The sequence below is a fragment of the Egicoccus halophilus genome, from assembly GCF_004300825.1.
Classification (GTDB): Bacteria; Actinomycetota; Nitriliruptoria; order Nitriliruptorales; family Nitriliruptoraceae; genus Egicoccus; species Egicoccus halophilus.
Genome location: NZ_CP036250.1, coordinates 859,777 through 875,211, shown reverse-complemented (window position 1 = coordinate 875,211; position 15,435 = coordinate 859,777). Strand labels below are relative to the sequence as shown.

The 15,435-nt window shown below is 73.8% G+C and carries 16 protein-coding genes; 8 read left to right on the top strand and 8 right to left on the bottom strand.

The window, feature by feature from the left end:
- The first annotated feature begins 32 nt into the window (after positions 1–32).
- Positions 33–1,643: a hypothetical protein gene (locus tag ELR47_RS03995; RefSeq protein WP_130648714.1), complete on the top strand. Its 1,611-nt coding sequence runs from the start codon at positions 33–35 to the stop codon at positions 1,641–1,643.
- Here the strand turns inward: ELR47_RS03995 and glpX are convergent.
- Both glpX and ELR47_RS03985 read right to left on the bottom strand, forming a co-directional pair.
- Positions 1,588–2,577, bottom strand: coding sequence for a class II fructose-bisphosphatase (gene glpX / locus ELR47_RS03990; RefSeq protein ID WP_130648713.1), 990 nt, complete (start codon positions 2,575–2,577; stop codon positions 1,588–1,590). The two genes, ELR47_RS03995 and glpX, sit on opposite strands and share 56 nt — an antisense overlap.
- Positions 2,578–2,650: 73 nt before the next feature.
- Positions 2,651–3,412, bottom strand: coding sequence for an enoyl-CoA hydratase/isomerase family protein (locus ELR47_RS03985; protein ID WP_130648712.1), 762 nt, complete (start codon positions 3,410–3,412; stop codon positions 2,651–2,653).
- 99 nt (positions 3,413–3,511) lie between these two features.
- On the opposite strand from ELR47_RS03985, the gene ELR47_RS03980 reads away from it, so the two are divergent.
- Positions 3,512–4,327: a transglutaminase family protein gene (locus ELR47_RS03980; RefSeq protein WP_130648711.1), complete on the top strand. Its 816-nt coding sequence runs from the start codon at positions 3,512–3,514 to the stop codon at positions 4,325–4,327.
- A 387-nt stretch (positions 4,328–4,714) separates the two neighbouring features.
- Here the strand turns inward: ELR47_RS03980 and ELR47_RS03975 are convergent, their stop codons facing one another.
- The 3 genes from ELR47_RS03975 to ELR47_RS03965 all read right to left on the bottom strand — a co-directional run bounded on the left by ELR47_RS03975 (position 4,715) and on the right by ELR47_RS03965 (position 7,248).
- The gene (locus tag ELR47_RS03975) at positions 4,715–5,572 is read right to left on the bottom strand and encodes an ABC transporter permease (protein WP_130648710.1); all 858 of its coding nucleotides are present in this window, start codon (positions 5,570–5,572) and stop codon (positions 4,715–4,717) included.
- Entirely contained in the window at positions 5,569–6,588 is a 1,020-nt protein-coding gene (locus ELR47_RS03970) for an ATP-binding cassette domain-containing protein (RefSeq protein WP_130648709.1), read from the bottom strand. The genes ELR47_RS03975 and ELR47_RS03970 overlap by 4 nt, the downstream gene beginning before the upstream one ends.
- A 63-nt stretch (positions 6,589–6,651) precedes the next feature.
- On the bottom strand, positions 6,652–7,248 hold the full coding sequence (locus tag ELR47_RS03965; RefSeq protein WP_130648708.1) for a TetR/AcrR family transcriptional regulator: 597 nt from the start codon (positions 7,246–7,248) through the stop codon (positions 6,652–6,654).
- A 272-nt stretch (positions 7,249–7,520) separates the two neighbouring features.
- On the opposite strand from ELR47_RS03965, the gene ELR47_RS03960 reads away from it, so the two are divergent.
- On the top strand, positions 7,521–7,910 hold the full coding sequence (locus ELR47_RS03960) for a hypothetical protein (RefSeq protein WP_130648707.1): 390 nt from the start codon (positions 7,521–7,523) through the stop codon (positions 7,908–7,910).
- Positions 7,911–7,942: 32 nt separating this feature from the next.
- Here the strand turns inward: ELR47_RS03960 and ELR47_RS03955 are convergent, their stop codons facing one another.
- Positions 7,943–9,343, bottom strand: a complete 1,401-nt coding sequence (locus tag ELR47_RS03955; protein WP_205745430.1) for a PhoH family protein — start codon at positions 9,341–9,343, stop codon at positions 7,943–7,945.
- A gap of 482 nt (positions 9,344–9,825) precedes the next feature.
- Here ELR47_RS03955 and ELR47_RS03950 point away from each other — a divergent pair, with 482 nt between their 5' ends.
- Positions 9,826–10,239 (top strand): arsenate reductase ArsC, encoded by a 414-nt coding sequence (locus tag ELR47_RS03950; protein WP_130648706.1) that lies wholly within the window; start codon positions 9,826–9,828, stop codon positions 10,237–10,239.
- The gene (locus tag ELR47_RS03945; RefSeq protein ID WP_130648705.1) at positions 10,236–11,483 is read left to right on the top strand and encodes an APC family permease; all 1,248 of its coding nucleotides are present in this window, start codon (positions 10,236–10,238) and stop codon (positions 11,481–11,483) included. The genes ELR47_RS03950 and ELR47_RS03945 overlap by 4 nt, the downstream gene beginning before the upstream one ends.
- A gap of 29 nt (positions 11,484–11,512) precedes the next feature.
- Here ELR47_RS03945 and ELR47_RS03940 read toward each other — a convergent pair whose 3' ends face one another.
- Positions 11,513–12,142 (bottom strand): LysE/ArgO family amino acid transporter, encoded by a 630-nt coding sequence (locus tag ELR47_RS03940; protein WP_205745429.1) that lies wholly within the window; start codon positions 12,140–12,142, stop codon positions 11,513–11,515.
- Between the two features lie 56 nt (positions 12,143–12,198).
- Here ELR47_RS03940 and ELR47_RS03935 point away from each other — a divergent pair, with 56 nt between their 5' ends.
- Positions 12,199–13,086: an ArgP/LysG family DNA-binding transcriptional regulator gene (locus ELR47_RS03935; protein WP_130648704.1), complete on the top strand. Its 888-nt coding sequence runs from the start codon at positions 12,199–12,201 to the stop codon at positions 13,084–13,086.
- Between the two features lie 69 nt (positions 13,087–13,155).
- On the opposite strand, the gene ELR47_RS03930 is transcribed toward ELR47_RS03935, so the two are convergent.
- Complete coding sequence (locus ELR47_RS03930; protein WP_130648703.1) at positions 13,156–13,923, bottom strand: isoprenyl transferase; 768 nt, start codon at positions 13,921–13,923, stop codon at positions 13,156–13,158.
- 183 nt (positions 13,924–14,106) lie between these two features.
- On the opposite strand from ELR47_RS03930, the gene ELR47_RS03925 reads away from it, so the two are divergent.
- Positions 14,107–14,571, top strand: coding sequence for a GreA/GreB family elongation factor (locus ELR47_RS03925; RefSeq protein ID WP_229730679.1), 465 nt, complete (start codon positions 14,107–14,109; stop codon positions 14,569–14,571).
- A gap of 136 nt (positions 14,572–14,707) precedes the next feature.
- The gene (locus tag ELR47_RS03920) at positions 14,708–15,433 is read left to right on the top strand and encodes a response regulator transcription factor (RefSeq protein WP_130648701.1); all 726 of its coding nucleotides are present in this window, start codon (positions 14,708–14,710) and stop codon (positions 15,431–15,433) included.
- The last annotated feature ends 2 nt before the right edge of the window (positions 15,434–15,435 follow it).

Genomic DNA, 15,435 nt, shown 5'->3' with positions numbered 1-15,435 from the left:
CCACGTGTCCGACCGCCCGTAGCGTCGGCCCCATGCGCACCGCGGTGATCGAGGTCGGCGGCACCACCACGCGAGCCGTGGTCGCCGAGCCGACCCCCGGTCGCGGGCACGTGGTGCACCTCGACCGCCGGATCGTGCTGGGCCTGCAGCGGGCGATCGACCGCGACGGCGAGGTCGGCGAGGGGCTGCGACTGCTGGTCGCCGAGACCGTGCGACGCCTGGCCCAGGAGTGCCGGCGGCACGGCGCGGCCCGCCTCGTGGCCGCCGTCGACGCCACCGTGGCGGTCGCGAGCGACCGGGACGACCTCGTCCGCCTGCTGGACCGGACCCTGCAGGTGCCGGTGCGGGTCCGCAGCGTCCTCGACGAGGCGCGTCTGCTCCTGCACGCGGTGGGGATCGGACCGGGCACCGGGCCCGCCGTCGTGGCCGACATCGGTGAGCGACACACCCGCCTCGTGCGGCGCGACCCGCGGGGCCTGCGGGTGCAGGACCTGCCGGGCCCGTCCGCCGACGCGACCGTCGCCCGCGACCTCGTCGCCGCTCACCACGGGACCGTCGGGTACCCGAGCACCGTCGTGCCCGAGCCGGACCAGCGGGGGCCGGCCACCTCCCCACCGGTACCCGTGGTGACCGGCCCGGTGACCGCTGCCGTGGGCCGCACGCTGCTGCACCGCCGGTACGGGCCGCTCGCCCCGCCGCCCGACCGGCTCCGCGTCGGCCCCCAGGACCTCGCCGCACTCGACCGCGAACTGACCAACGCCACCCCCACCCAGCGGCTGCTGCTGCCCGCCGTGGACCCGGAGGAGGCCGACCTCGTCACCCTCGGTACCGCCTACCTGCTTGCCCTCGTCGACCGGCTGGAGGTGCGTGCGGTCGAGGTGTCCCTCGCCGCCACCACCGACGGGCAGGTGCTCGAGGCGCTCGGACTCGACACCGCCCCCGGCGCACGTCGGGCCGCCGCCGTCACGACCCGGACCCGGACCGGGCACGCGCGGCGGACCGCACACCTCGCCACCGCCCTCGCCGGCGGCCTCGCCGGTGCGCTGGGATGGACGGCCGCTGACCGCGCCCTGCTGGTCGACGCCGCCCGCCTCCACGACGGCGGCGATCCCATCGACCACACCGATCCCGAGCGACGGCGCGAGCACGCCGAGCACCTGGTGCGGCACGGCCTGCCCGGCACCGACCCCACCACGGTCGTCGAACTCGCCTGCCTCGTGTGGTGTCACCAGGGGCCGCCACCCGGCGACCACGTCCCGATCTACCCGCGCCTGCCGGCGGCCCGTCGCCACACGGTCACCGAACTCGCCGCCGCGCTCCGGCTGGCGTGCGCCCTGGACCGCGGCACCCCCGCGGCCGTGGAGGCCGTGAGGGTCCGGGTCACCAGCGACCAGCTCGCGGTCCTGCTGCTCGCCGACGCTCCCGTCGACGCCACCCTCGCGGCGGTGGCGGCGGAACAGGGCACGATCGAGCAGGCGCTGCGGCGCGTGCTCGCCGTCTGCCCGGCCACGCCGCTCGCGGCACCGCCCGTGGTCGCCCCCGCCGCCGCCGCCGACACCGACGGCAACCGCGACACCGACGGCGACGTCAGTAGTCGACCGAGGCGTAGCGCCGAAGCTTCTCGAACCGGTGCCGGGCCGTGATCAGCCGCACCGTTCCCGACTTGCCGCGCATCACCAGCGACTGCGTGATCGCGCCCTTGCCGCGGAACTGCACGCCGTTCACCAGCTGCCCGGGCGTGATACCGGTCGCACTGAAGAAGCAGTCCTCGCTGTCGACCAGGTCGTCGGCCGTGAGCACCTGGTCCAGGTCGTAGCCCGCGTCGAGTGCCGCCCGCCGCTCGTCGTCGTTGCGCGGCCACAACCGGCCGAGGATCTGCCCGTCGAGCGCCTTGACCGCGCACGCCGTGATCACCCCCTCAGGGGTGCCCCCGATCCCGTACAGGACGTCCACCTCGGGCCGCTCGTCCCAGGCGGCCAGGATGCCGCCCGCCACGTCGCCGTCGGTGATCAGCTGCAGGCGGGCACCGACCTCCCGGACCTGCCGCTTGGCCTCCTCGTGACGGTCGCGGTCGAGCATGATGACCGTCAGGTCCCGCAGTTCCTTGTCGTGCGCCGCCGCGACCGCACGCAGGTTGTCGACCAGCGGACGGTCGAGGTCGACCGCCTCGGCCGCCTCGGCGCCGACCACCAGCTTCTCCATGTAGACGCACGGGCCCGGATCGAACATCGTCCCCGCCGGAGCGGCGGCCAGGACCGCCAACGAACCCGGACGGCCCTCGGCCAGCAACCGCGTGCCGTCGATCGGGTCCACGGCGATGTCGACCTGCGGTGGACGGCCGGTGCCGACCGCCTCGCCGTTGAACAGCATGGGGGCCTCGTCCTTCTCCCCCTCGCCGATCACGACCGTGCCGTCCATCTCGATCGTCTCGAGCATCTTGCGCATGGCGTCGACGGCGGCCTGGTCACCGTCCTCCTTGCGACCCAGTCCCTGCCAGCGGGCAGCGGCCAGCGCCGCCGCCTCGGTCACACGCACGATCTCGATCGCCAGGTTGCGATCCGGCTTCTCGGCGTTCACGCGACTCCCTCCATCCCCGCACGGGGTTCCCTCGTTGGCGCACCGCCGACTCTAGGACGCCGTCGCGGCCGCATCACACTCGGCGGGGGCGAACCGTCCGAGGCAGGTCACGGTCCAGCCCCGGCGCCAGCCCGCCCGTCTCCGCGTGGGCCCGCAGGGCGTCGTTCTCGTACGCCACCCGGTTGCGGACCCCACCGTGGTCGTTGAACAGGCGCTTGAGCAGCGCGACCGTGTCCGGGTCCCGTCGCGCGACCTCGTCCAGCCACACCCTGGCGGCGTCCGACGTCCCGCCCGGCGGCACCAATCGCTGCGCGAACCCGGCCGCGAACGCCTCCTCGGCGGGCACGTCCCGACTCGAGAGCACCCAGTCCTTGGCCACCGACAACCCCACCTGCCCCACCGTGCGGGCGGTTCCCACCGGCACACCGTGGATCGCGCCCGGGAACCGCAGCACCGCGTCCCGCGCCAGCACCCGCAGGTCACAGGCACCCACGAGCTCCACGCCGCCACCGACCGCATACCCCTCGACGGCGGCCGCGGTCGGGACCCGCAACAGCGTCAGCTGCTCGTACACCGTGGTGAACAGCTCCATCCGCCGACGCCCGTCGTCGGGGAGCTCCTCCCGCAGGTCCGCGCCGGCCGAGAACGCGCCGCCCGCCCCCGTGACCAGCACGCCACGCAGCCGCGCGTCACGGTCGGCGTCGTCGAGCGCGTCCGACAGCGCCACCAACAACGCCGTGTCCATCGCGTTGCGCACGGCCGGGCGCGACAGCGTGATCACCCGCAGCGTTCCCGCCGGGATCTCGACGAGCTCGACGGCGACGGGCTCGGACACGGCGACTCCTCGGGACGCGACGGACGAGCCGAGCCTAGGGCGACGCCCGAGCGGGGCGCCTCTCACGGTACGCAGCCGTCCAGGCAGTAGCCTGCAGGCATGCCGCAGCACACGCGACGCCGCCTGGTCTCCCTGGTCCGCCGCCACGACGCGGACCTCGCCGAGGCTGCCCTGTTGATCGGGGCGGAGGCCGATCCGCGACTCGACGTCGATCGGGCACTGCTCCGGCTCGACGCGCTCGCCGACGGGCTGCGCTCCCAGGGGTTCGCCAGCGGCGACCCGCACAGCGACGCCGCCGCCCTGAGCGGCTACCTCGCCCGCCAGCAGGGCTTCGACGCCGCTCCTGAGCGCACACCCACGACGGTCCTGCTCCCCGAGGTGCTCGACGGCAAACGCGGTGTGCCGGTCACGCTCACCACGCTGTACGTCTCGATCGCCCGGCGACTCCGGGTGCCGGCGTTCCCGATCGCGCTGCCCGGACTGGTCGTCGTCGGCATCGCCGCCGGGGAGCGTCCCCTCGTCATCGATCCGTCGCAGGGTGGCGAACGCCTCGACGAGGACCGCCTCGCCGACCACGTCGCACGTGCCACCACGGGCCAACTCGCCTTCCGCCGTTCGATGCTGCGCCCCTCCCCCGCGGTGAACGTCGTGCGCCGCCAACTCAACGAACTGACCCGCGCCTACCTGGCCGAGCAGCGGCATCTCGACGCCCGCTGGGCGGTCGAGCTCAAGCTGCTGCTGCCCAACCGGATGCCCGACGACCACCGCGTCCACGGTGACCTGCTGACGCAGGCCGGTCAGTTCGACCGCGCTGCCGCCGCCTACGAGACCTACCTCGACCTCGTCGGTCCGGACGCCAGCGACGCCGAGGAGGTCCGCCGCGCCGCCATCCGCGCGCGCGCCCGGCTCAATTAGGTTGCCGGCCGTTCCTCCATCGCCGGGGGCACGAGGCCGGACGGTGGCGGGAACCGGACTGGTCACGGCCGGCGGGCACGCCCGCGGTGCACACGTCGCCCACCGCTCGGTGCTCACCGCGTCACCGGCCGTTCCTCCATCGCCGGGGGGTGTGAAGCCGGACGGTGGCGGGAACCGGACTGGTCACGGCCGGCGGGCACGCCCGCGGTGCACACGTCGCCCACCGCTCGGTGCTCACCGCGTCACCGGCCGTTCCTCCCTCGCCGGGGGGTGTGAAGCCGGACGGTGGCGGGAACCGGACCGGTCACGCCGGCGGGCACGCCCGCGGTGCACACGTCGCCGCGGCGCACACGTGCCCAGGCCGCGCGAGGTCGGGCGACGACCGCGTCAGGCCCGCTCCACCTTGCGGTAGAGGCGCACCGCGAGGACCGCGAACACGGCCGTGATCCCGACGATCCACGCCAGCGCGGCGACGACCTGCCCACCGACGGTCTGCCCGGGCAGCAGCGCCGCCGGTCCCAGCATCAGGGCCCGCAAGGCGTTGGCGATGACGGTGATCGGCTGGTGGTCGGCGAACACCCGCAGCCAGTCGGGCATGGTCTGGGTCGGCAGGAACACCGACGAGGCGAAGACCAACGGGAAGACCGGCAGCATCACGGCGGACTGCGCCGCCTCCGGGTTGCGGACCGCCAGGCCGATCGTCGCCATCACCCACGACAGCGCGTAGCCGAACAGCAGCGCCACCGCGAAGCCGCCGAGGAAGCCGAACACGCTCGTCTCCCAGCGGAACCCGATCGCGAACCCGACCACCAGCATCAGCCCGAGGACCGCGGCGTTGCGCAGGAGGTCGGCCAGGGTGCGTCCGGCGAGGACGGCGGACCGCGACATCGGCAGCGAACGGAACCGGTCGATGACGCCCTTGTCGAGGTCCTCGGTCAACCCCATCGCGGTCTGGCCGGCCCCGAAGGTGGCGATCTGGATCAGCAGCCCCGGCATCAGCCACTGGATGTAGGCGTAACCCTCCGGCAGCGAGCCGCCGATGGCACCACCGAACACGTAGTTGAACAGCAGCAGGAACATCACCGGCTGGATGGTGGAGAACAACAACAACTGCGGCAGCCGGACGTTTCGCAGCAGGTTGCGGCGGGTCAGCACCAGCGTGTCGGTCAGCGTGCGGCGCAGACCGATGCGCCCGTCGTCGGCACCACCGCCGGGGAGGCGGACGTCGGCGGGAACGGCGGTCATCGGCGGACCTCCTCGAGCGCAGCGGCGGCGTCGCGCGGATCGGTGGCGGTCGACGCACCGGCCGGCCCTTCGCCGGTCAGCGCGAGGAACACGTCGTCCAGGCTGGGCTTGAGCAGGGCGACGTCGGTCGGCTCGATCCCGAGCTCGTCGAGCCGGCGGACCACCGCCAGCAAGGTCGCGGTGCCCGCGCGCGCCGGAGCCCGCAGGTGGCCGCGCACGGCGTCGACCGTCGGGGCGTCGCCGGTCAGCTCCTCCAGCACGGTCGCCACCGTGCCGCGATCGGGTTCGACGGCGCCGATCTCCAGCACGGCGGTCTCGAGGGCCTCCTTGAGTTCGTCGGCCGTGCCCTCGGTGACGATGCGCCCGCGGTCGATGACCCCGATGCGGTGGGCGAGCTGGTCGGCCTCCTCGAGGTACTGCGTGGTGAGCAGCACGGTGGTGCCGTCGCGCACGAGCCCCTCGATCAGCTCCCACAGGTGCAGGCGGTTGCGCGGGTCGATGCCGGTCGTCGGCTCGTCGAGGAACAGCACCTCGGGGCGGCCGACGAGCGACGCGGCGAGGTCGAGCCGGCGGCGCATCCCCCCCGAGTAGGTGCGCACGAGCCGCGAGGCCTCGTCGCGCAGGCCGACGCCGTCGAGCACGCCGTCGGCGCGGCGTCGCGACTCGCGGGCGGAGAGGCCGTAGAGGCGGCCGACCATCTCGACGTTCTCGCGGCCGCTGAGGTAGTCGTCGACGGCGGCGAACTGTCCGGCCAGCCCGATGCGCGTCCGCGCGCGGACCGGGTCGGCGAGGACGTCGATGCCGGCGACACGGACCGCGCCGCGCGTCGGGCGCAGCAGGGTCGCGAGCACCCGGATCAGGGTGGTCTTGCCGGCCCCGTTGGGGCCGAGCAACCCGTAGACGATGCCGGCCTCGAAGGCGAGGTCGACCCCCGCCAGGGCACGCACGTCGTCGCCGAAGGTGTGGTGCAGGTCGCGCACCGACACCAGCGGGTCGGTGGGTGGCGCGAGGGACATGGCGGATTCCTCAGTACGGAGCGACGCGGGCGAGGCCCGCGGCGAACGGGGACGGTCGGCGTCTCAGGCGGGGTCGAGACCGCGCCAGACGCCGTCGACCGCGCGGGTGAGCGCGGTGGCGTCGTCGGGGGCGCCGGGGACCACGCCCCAGGCGTGGGAGGTGACGGCGTGGAAGAGGACGCTGCCGAGCAGCGCGGTCACGACCGCGTGCGGGTCGGCGTCGGGATGGACCCGGCCCAGCCGCTGCTCGGCCGCGAGCCAGGCGGCGAGATGGTCGAGCGTGGACCAGGGACCGCCGCCGCGCGCGGCCACCTCCTGGACGTGCTCGCGCATCGCGTCGGGGGTGGAGAGCATCGCCGCGAGGTGGCCGGCGCCGCGGCGGTAGAACGCCAGCGCCAGCTCGGCGATCTCGGCCAGGCGCTCGCGGACGTCCTGCTCGCCGGGCGTGTGCCGCAGCTCCGCGGCCCGGGCGGGGAAGCGCATCAGCCGTTCCTTCACGGCCGCGCCGACGAGGTGCTCCTTGCTGCCGAAGTGGTTGTAGATCGAGCCCTCCGAGCAGCCGGCCTCCCGGGCGATCCGCTTGGTCGTCACCGACGCCGGCCCCTCACGCTCGATGAGGCGCGCCGCGGCATCGAGGAGCCGGTCCTCGAGTGGGGGCATGCGCAACTCCTGCGGCCTCAGGGGAACCCCCGGCCATGCGCGGTCATCGACCGAAGCGTGCCGGAGTTCACGGGATGACGGTCCCTCCGCCGGGAACGACCGACTGAGTGTGCGCTCACTCACTCGCCACGTCAAGGCAGGCCGGGGGCCATCGCCCGACTGTGCGCGTGGCGGGCAAACTGAAGCAATGCTGAACTACTTGCGGCACAGTGGCCGACGCGTCCGGTGCACACCCGCGCGCGCCCATCCCCGCAGCACCCCGAGGACCGGTCATGGCCCGTACCGCCAGCAACGTCGAACGCATCCGCCAACCGTTCACCTGGCGGCAGGGGCTGCGCATCGCGCTCGTCGTCGTCGGCATCGCCGGTGGCGTCGCCATCGCGCTCGCCCTCACGCCGCGCGGCGACACGCTGGCCTTCGACGTCGGCCTGGCCCGTGGCGCGGCGCTCGGACTGTTGCTCGGGATCGTCGCCGCGGCGTTGGTGCCCAGCGGCCGCGGGCCGGTGACCGCGCCCAGGGTCCGACCGAGCGGCTTCGACGCCCTGAGGGCCGAGCTCGCGGCGGACCCGATGCCGGCGGACCACGCGAACGACGTCGCCGCCGACCGGGCGGCCGACGGCGACGTCGCGGTCCGGGAGCCGGAGGTCGCCGGCGAGCGCTGACCCGCCCGCGACCGCGCCCCCGGCGCGACGCGTCAGAAGATCGTGGCGGCGTGCTCGGCCAACGGACTGCGCACGCCCTTGCTCAGGGTCACGTGCCCGAACAGCGGGCTGCCCTTCATCTTCTCGATCAGCGCCGCCATGCCGCCGTACGGGGAGATGTAGGGGTTGTCGACCTGACCCAGGTCGCCGCAGAACACGACCTTGGACCCCGTCGCCATCCTCGTGAGCACGACCTTGAGCGCCGAGAGCTCGATGTTCTGCGCCTCGTCGACGATCACGAACTCGTCGGTGATCGAGCGACCACGCAGGTAGGTGATCGCGGCGAGCTCGAGCTGACCCCGGTCGATCAGCGAGTCGATGGTCGACTGGATCTGCCGGTGCTCACGAGCCCCACGCGGGGCGGTGGCCGGCTCGTTGCGACGCAGCAGCGCGTACAGGTTGTCGTGCACCGCGGCCATCCACGGCGCCAGCTTCTCGTCGAGGTCGCCGGGCAGGTAGCCGATCTCCTGCCGCCCCACGGCGATCAACGGCCGGTACACCGACAACCGCCGGTAGGCGGTCGCCTCGAGCACCTGCTCGAGGCCGGCCGCCAGCGCCAGGAACGTCTTGCCGGTCCCGGCCATGCCCATCAGCGACACACACGGCACGTCGGGGTCGAGCAGCAGGTCGATCGCGAAGGTCTGCCGCACGTCGCGTGGCGCCATGCCGAACACCGCCCGGTGACCGGCGACCCGGTGCACGGTCGCGCTGCCCTCGTCGTCGACGTCGAGGACCCGACCGAGCCCGGACGACGAGCGCCCCGCCTTGAGCACCAGGCACGCGTTGGGCCACAGGGCGCCGCCGGCGGGCCGCAGGTCGACCTCGTCGCGCTCGAGGACCGCCTTGCCGTCGCGGTGCAGGGCGTCGAGGAAGGCGGGGTCGACCTCGAGCTCGACGATGCCCACGTCGTGCTCGCTGGTGCGGGCGGTGTCGCCACGGTAGTCCTCGACCTCGACCCCGAGCTGGCTCGCCTTGATCCGCAGCCCCGCGTCCTTGGTCACCAGCGTGCCGCGCAGACCGATCGCGACGCACAGGATCCGGTGGTCCGCCTTCGCCTTGTCGAGGTAGGGGGGCAGCGGGACGTCGACGTGGTTCGACTCGATGCGCACCGACCCACCCGAGGGCAGCGGCAGCGCGTCGCGCAGCCCACCGGGCTGCTGCACCCGAAGATCCTCGATGGCACGCAGGGCGAGCCGGGCGTTGCGTCCGACGTCGTCCATCTGCGTCTTCTTGCGGTCGAGTTCCTCGATCACGACCAACGGGAGCACGACGTCGTGCTCGTCGAAGCGGAACAGCGCGTTCGGGTCCGCCAGCAGCACGCAGGTGTCGAGCACGTAGGTACGCCCACCCCGGTGCGCGCGGGGCCGGGTGGTGGCACGGGTCATCGTCGACATGAGCAGCTCTCCAGCCAGGGCCAACGCGGCGACGGCGCACCGCCGTCGGCTCCGGAACGACGAACGCCACCCCATCGGGGTGGCGTGAGCAGTGCGGTGATGGTCGCGGCGGGTGCCGGGCGGACGGCGAGCGCGTCCGGCAGCCGGTCGGGCATCGACGGCAGCGGGCCCGAGGTCGGCGGCAGCCCCGTCAAGAAATCCCGGGAGAGGTGGTCGGGTGGCAGATGCGGCACCGTGTTCGTCCCGATCGTCTCGGTCGCCGTACCGCCCCTCGAAGCGACGTCCGGCGCGTCGGGTGCACGCCGTTCGGCGCGCGCCGGCGACGCTAGCGCCGGGCCCGGCCGACTCCTCGCAACCTCCCCCGTTTCGGCCCGACGTTCACCGGACGGCCAACCGCCGGTCACCGCGACGGCAGGATGCCTCGACTACCGTTGAGGAAACGCCGGCGCACGCCGGCAACCGTCGACCGAACCGAGGCACCCATGGCCGACCGCCCGACCGTGCTGTTCCTGTGCGTCCACAACGCGGGGCGCTCCCAGATGGCCGCGGGGTGGCTGCGCACCCTCGCCGGCGACGGCGTCCGCGTGCTCTCCGCCGGCTCCCGACCCGCGGATGCGGTCAACCCCGCCGCCGTGGAGGCCATGCAGGAGGTCGGCATCGACATCGCCGACGCCCAGCCGCAGCGCTGGACCGACGAGGCGCTCGCGAGCACGGATGTGGTCGTCACCATGGGTTGTGGCGACGAGTGCCCCTACGTGCCGGGCACGCGCTACCTGGACTGGGAGCTGCCCGACCCCGCCGGCCAGGGGGTGGAGGCGGTGCGCCCCATCCGTGACGACATCGAACGCCGGGTCCGGGGCCTGCTCGACGAGCTCGGGGTGACGCCCGCCGCATGACTCGCCCGTCGGAGTCGCTCGCCCGCCGCCTGACGACCACCGACGCGGTCGTCGTCGGTCTCGGCGCCATGATCGGGGCCGGCGTGTTCGCCGCCCCGGGACCGGCCGCGGCCGCGGCCGGCTCGTGGCTGCTGGTGGGGCTGGCACTCGCCGCGCTGGTCGCCTACGCCAATGCGACCTCCTCGGCGCAGCTCGCGTCCCTGTACCCGCAGGCCGGCGGGACCCACGTCTACGCCCGCGAGCGGCTCGGCGACTACTGGGGCTTCCTGGCGGGCTGGTCGTTCGTGGTCGGCAAGACGGCGAGCCTGGCCGCCATGGCGCTCACCCTCGGCGCCCATGTCGCACCGGACGCCGCGCGTCCGGTGGCCGTCGCGGCGGTCGTGGCCATGGCGACGGTCAACGTCCTCGGCGTCGAGAAGACCGCCCGACTGAGCCGGGTCATCGTCTCGTTGACGCTCGCGGCCCTGGCGTTCGCGGTCGTCGCGGCACTCGCCGGGGACCCGTCGCCGACCCGGCTCGACGCGACCCTGCCAACCGGCCCGTACGGGGTCCTGCAGGCGGGCGGGCTGCTGTTCTTCGCCTTCGCCGGCTACGCGCGGCTCGCCACGCTCGGCGAGGAGGTCCGCGACCCGACCGTCACGATCCCGAAGGCGATCCCGCTCGCACTCGGCATCGTGGTGGTGGTGTACGCGGTGGTGCTCAGCGCGGCGCTGCTGGCGGTCGGCCCCCAGGTCCTGGCCGCGTCGCCGGCGCCGTTGGTCGCGGCGGTCGAGGCGGGCCCGCTGGGCGCACTCGCCGGCGTGGTGCGGGGCGGCGCGGCCATCGCCGCGGCCGGCGTGCTGCTCTCGCTGCTCGCCGGCGTGAGCCGGACGGCGTTGTCGATGGCCCGCCGCCGCGAGCTGCCGGGTGTCCTCGACGCGGTGCACCCCCGTCGCCGCACGCCGCACCGGGCCGAGCTGACGGCGGCCGCACTGGTCTGCGCGATCCTGCTGGTCGCGGACCTGCGCGGTGCGATCGGGTTCAGCTCCTTCGCCGTGCTGACCTACTACGCGCTGGCCAACGCCTCGGCCTGGACGCTGCGCGACGACGAACGCCGCTGGCCCCGGGGGTTGGCCGCCGGTGGCGTCGCCCTGTGCGTCGTGCTGGCGTTCACACTGCCGGGCGTGGCCGTCGTCGGCGGCCTCGTGCTGCTGTCGAGCGGCAGCCTCGTGTGGGTCGCCACCCGGTCCCGCCACCGCACCTGACCGCCCCCGACCTGCCCGGCCGCCGCCGTTCAGCCGCGCAGCACCCCGACGGCCAGCATCCCCATGACCACGGCGACCGAGGCGTCCAGCACCCGCCAGGTGACGGCATGGGCGAACAGCGGGCGCAGCAGCCGGGCCGCCACGCCCAGCCCCGTGAACCACAGCACGCTGGCCAGCAGCGCGCCGGCGCCGAACGCCCAGCGATCGGCACCCTGGGCGGCGGCGACCGCCCCGAGCACCAGCACGGTGTCGACGTAGAAGTGGGGGTTCAGCCAGGTCAGCGCCAGCGTCGTGAGCACGATGGCCCGACGTGGCGCGCCGGTGGTCCGGGTGACCTCGAGCCGGTCGGCGGAGCGCAGCGCCCGCCGGGCGGCGAGCACGGCATAGCTGCCGAGGTAGAGCCCGCCGGCCCAGCGCAGCAACAGGGTGACGACGGGGGCGTGCTCGAGCAGGGCGCCGGCACCGGCGACCACCGCGGAGATCAGCAGCAGGTCCGACGCCACGCACAGGGCGACGACGACCGCGACGTGCTCGCCGAGCAGGCCCTGGCGGAGCACGAACGCGTTCTGGGGACCGATCGCGGCGATGAGCGCCAGCCCAAGGCCGAGACCGGAGACGACGGGGAGCAACAGGGAGATGTCCATGCCCGACAGGCTCACCGACCGCGCCGAATAAGTACAGTGCAACATTCTTCGGTGACATCAGAGGAACTGTCGTGGACGTCGACCTGGCGCACCTGCGTGCGCTGCGAGCAGCCGTGGACGAGGGGTCGCTCGACGGTGCCGCCCGTGTCCTGCACGTCACGCCGTCGGCGATCAGCCAGCGTCTCAAGGCGCTCGAGTTGTCGGCAGGACGGGTGGTGCTGGTGCGATCGAAGCCCGTGCGGGTCACCGAGGCGGGACGGATGCTGCTGCGCCTCGCACGGCAGATCGAGCTGGTGACCGCCGAGGCCGTCGCCGAGGTCGCCGACGAGGCCGGCGGCCCGGTCGAGCTGGCCCTGGCGGTCAACGCCGACTCGCTGGCGACCTGGCTGGTCCCTGCCCTGGCGGAGCTGCGCGACGAGATGACCTTCGACCTGCATCGGCACGACGAGGAGGAGACGGCCGCGCTGCTGCGCGACGGGACCGTCGTCGCGGCCGTCACCTCGGCGGCCGCGACGGTCGCCGGTTGCCGCGCGTCGCCGCTCGGGACGATGCGCTACCGCCCGGCGGCGACGCCGGCGTTCGTGCGCACCTGGTTTCCCCAGGGACCGACGGTCGAGGCCCTGCAGCGGTCCCCGGTGGTCCACTTCGACCGCAGCGACGACCTGCAGCGCGGCTGGCTGCGGGCCCGCTGCGGGGACGCGGCCGCGCCGCCGGCGTCCCACGTGCCCTCGTCGGACGGGTTCGAGCGGGCGGTCCGCTGCGGGCTCGGATGGGGCATGCTGACCGAGTGGCAGCTGACCGAGCTCGCCGACGACGTCGAGGTCGTCGACCCGGACGTGGTCGTCGAGGTCCCGCTGTTCTGGCAGCGGTGGAAGCTGCGCTCGGCGTCGCTGGACCGTCTCTCGGACGTCGTGCTCGCCGCTGGCCGCCGGGCGCTGGGCCACCCGTCCGCGACCTGACGCCGCTCAGCGGCCGTAGCGGCGCGTTCGACGTCGGCGCGTGCGCGGGCCGCCGCGCCGCGAGGCCGCTCAGCGGCCGTAGCGGCGCGTTCGACGCTGATAGTCACGCAGGGCACGGAGGAAGTCGACGCGGCGGAAGTCGGGCCAGTAGGCGTCGCAGAAGTAGTACTCGCTGTGGGCCGACTGCCACAGCAGGAACCCGGAGAGACGGACCTCGCCCGAGGTCCGGATGATGAGGTCGGGGTCCGGCAGTCCGGTGGTGTACAGGTGGTCACCGATGTCCTCGGGACACAGCGACGCAGCGACGTCCTCGAGCGTGCGGCCCTCGTCGGCCCGGGCGAGCAGCAGCTTGCGCAGCGCGTCGGCGATCTCCTGACGTCCGCCGTAGCCGACGGCGACCTGCACCCGCAGGCGGTCGTTCGCGGCCGTGGCGCGCTCGACCTCCGTGAGCGCCGTCCGGGTGTCCTCGGGCAGCAGGTCCAGGGCGCCGACGGCCGTGAGGCGCAGTCCGCGCCCGTCCTCGGCGAGGCGGTGGACCGTCTCCTCGATGATGGAGAGCAGCCGGCTGACCTCCTGGTGGTCGCGACCGAGGTTGTCGGTCGACAGCAGCCACAGCGTGACGTAGGGGACGCCGAGCTCGAGGCACCAGCCGAGGAAGTGGTCGATCTTGGCGGCCCCCAGCGCGTGCCCGTGGCTGGGGTCGTCGAGCCCACGCTCCCGGGCGAAGCGACGGTTGCCGTCGAGGATGACCCCGACGTGCTGAGGCAACGGCCCGCCGGCGAGTTCGTCGGCGAGCCGTCGTTCGTAGAGCCGGTAGGCCACGTCCGCGACACCCATGTGGCGGATGCTACTCGCCGCCCGTGGCTGCCCGGTCACGCGATTGGCGGCCCACGGGTGCGGCCTGCTAGAGTCAGGGCTCTTCACGCCCGGGCCGCGCGGTCCGGGCGTTCGTCGTGGCGGCGCGCAGGCGATGCGCCGCACGACCCTTTCGTTGCCGTCGACGAGCACGAGGTGCCAACCGTGGCCGAGACGTGGCTGAGCCAAGAGGCGTACGACCGTCTGAGCGAGGAGCTCGAGACGCTCAAGACCGAGGGTCGCGAGCACATCTCCGCGGAGATCGAGACCGCCCGCGCCCACGGTGACCTCAAGGAGAACGCCGAGTACCACTCGGCCAAGGAAGAGCAGGGCAAGATGGAAGCCCGCATCCGGCAGCTGGAGTCGCTGCTGCGTGATGCCCGCATCGGCCAGCCCCAGGACACCGACGAGGTGCGGCCGGGACTGGTCGTGGCGCTCGATGTCGACGGCGACGAGGAGACCTACCTCGTCGGGTCGCGCGAGGACCACCACGACGAGTTCGACATCCTGTCGGCCGATTCGCCGATGGGCCGGGCGGTCCTGGGTCGTAAGACGGGTGACACCGTCAGCTTCGAAACCCCGGCGGGCATGACGTTGTCGGTGACGGTGCAGGACATCCGCACGCCGTGACGCCGGTGGGCGCCGACCGAGGCAGGACCTAGTCCGTCCGGGCGAGGGGTACTACGGCAGAAGATCACCCGCGTGCGAGCCACCGAACGGGCGGTCGGGAGGTTCCATACCCCGACCGATCGCGGAAGGTTCTCACGTGCAGCCCAGCGCCCCTCTTGCCGGCGACTCGGGCAGCGCCGTCGCCTCGACCATCCCGGTGTCCGGAGAGCTCCTCCCGCCGGTCGGTGTGCCGGCCTCGCCGGAGACCACGCTGCTGGTCTGTGACGCGCGACCGGTGGTCCGTGCCGGCCTGCGCGCCATCCTCACGGGGTCGTCGGTCGTCGGGGAGTGCGGCCTCGAGGACGCGGTCGACCGGATCCAGTTGCTGCGACCGTCGGTGCTGATCGCCGGACTCCGCGACGACGACCCGGAGACCTTCCGGGTGGTCGCGAGCGCCAAGGCCCTGCACCCCGCGCTGCGGGTGCTCGTGGTCGCCGACGGTGCGACGGTGATCGATCTGCGCGAGGCCGTCATCGCCGGGGTCGACAGCTTCCTGCTGACGAGCGCCCCCGCAGAGGAACTGCGCGACGCCGTGGTGCGCACCGCCCGTGCCGAGCGGGTGATCTCTCCCTCCATCGCGATGCAGCTGGCGGGGAGCTGGCGCAGTGAACCCCGCGAGTCGGGTGCGTCGGCGCTGACGCCGCGTGAGCTCGAGGTCCTGCAGTTGCTGGCCGAGGGCCTCACCAACCAGCAGGTGGGGACGCGCCTCGGCCTCTCCGCGCGCACGGTCAAGACCCACGTGCAGAACCTGCTCGTCAAGCTCGACGTTCCCGACCGCACCGGGGCCGTCGCACGCGCCTTCCGCCTCGGCCTCATCCGCTGAAT

What these genes read in the sequence shown, in the direction of transcription:
- ELR47_RS03995 (WP_130648714.1), top strand. Translation starts at nt 33, where the DNA reads ATGCGCACCGCGGTGATCGAGGTCGGCGGCACCACCACGCGAGCCGTG.
- ELR47_RS03980 (WP_130648711.1), top strand. Translation starts at nt 3,512, where the DNA reads ATGCCGCAGCACACGCGACGCCGCCTGGTCTCCCTGGTCCGCCGCCAC.
- ELR47_RS03975 (WP_130648710.1), bottom strand. Translation starts at nt 5,572, where the DNA reads ATGACCGCCGTTCCCGCCGACGTCCGCCTCCCCGGCGGTGGTGCCGAC.
- ELR47_RS03970 (WP_130648709.1), bottom strand. Translation starts at nt 6,588, where the DNA reads ATGTCCCTCGCGCCACCCACCGACCCGCTGGTGTCGGTGCGCGACCTG.
- ELR47_RS03965 (WP_130648708.1), bottom strand. Translation starts at nt 7,248, where the DNA reads ATGCCCCCACTCGAGGACCGGCTCCTCGATGCCGCGGCGCGCCTCATC.
- ELR47_RS03960 (WP_130648707.1), top strand. Translation starts at nt 7,521, where the DNA reads ATGGCCCGTACCGCCAGCAACGTCGAACGCATCCGCCAACCGTTCACC.
- ELR47_RS03955 (WP_205745430.1), bottom strand. Translation starts at nt 9,343, where the DNA reads ATGTCGACGATGACCCGTGCCACCACCCGGCCCCGCGCGCACCGGGGT.
- ELR47_RS03950 (WP_130648706.1), top strand. Translation starts at nt 9,826, where the DNA reads ATGGCCGACCGCCCGACCGTGCTGTTCCTGTGCGTCCACAACGCGGGG.
- ELR47_RS03945 (WP_130648705.1), top strand. Translation starts at nt 10,236, where the DNA reads ATGACTCGCCCGTCGGAGTCGCTCGCCCGCCGCCTGACGACCACCGAC.
- ELR47_RS03930 (WP_130648703.1), bottom strand. Translation starts at nt 13,923, where the DNA reads ATGGGTGTCGCGGACGTGGCCTACCGGCTCTACGAACGACGGCTCGCC.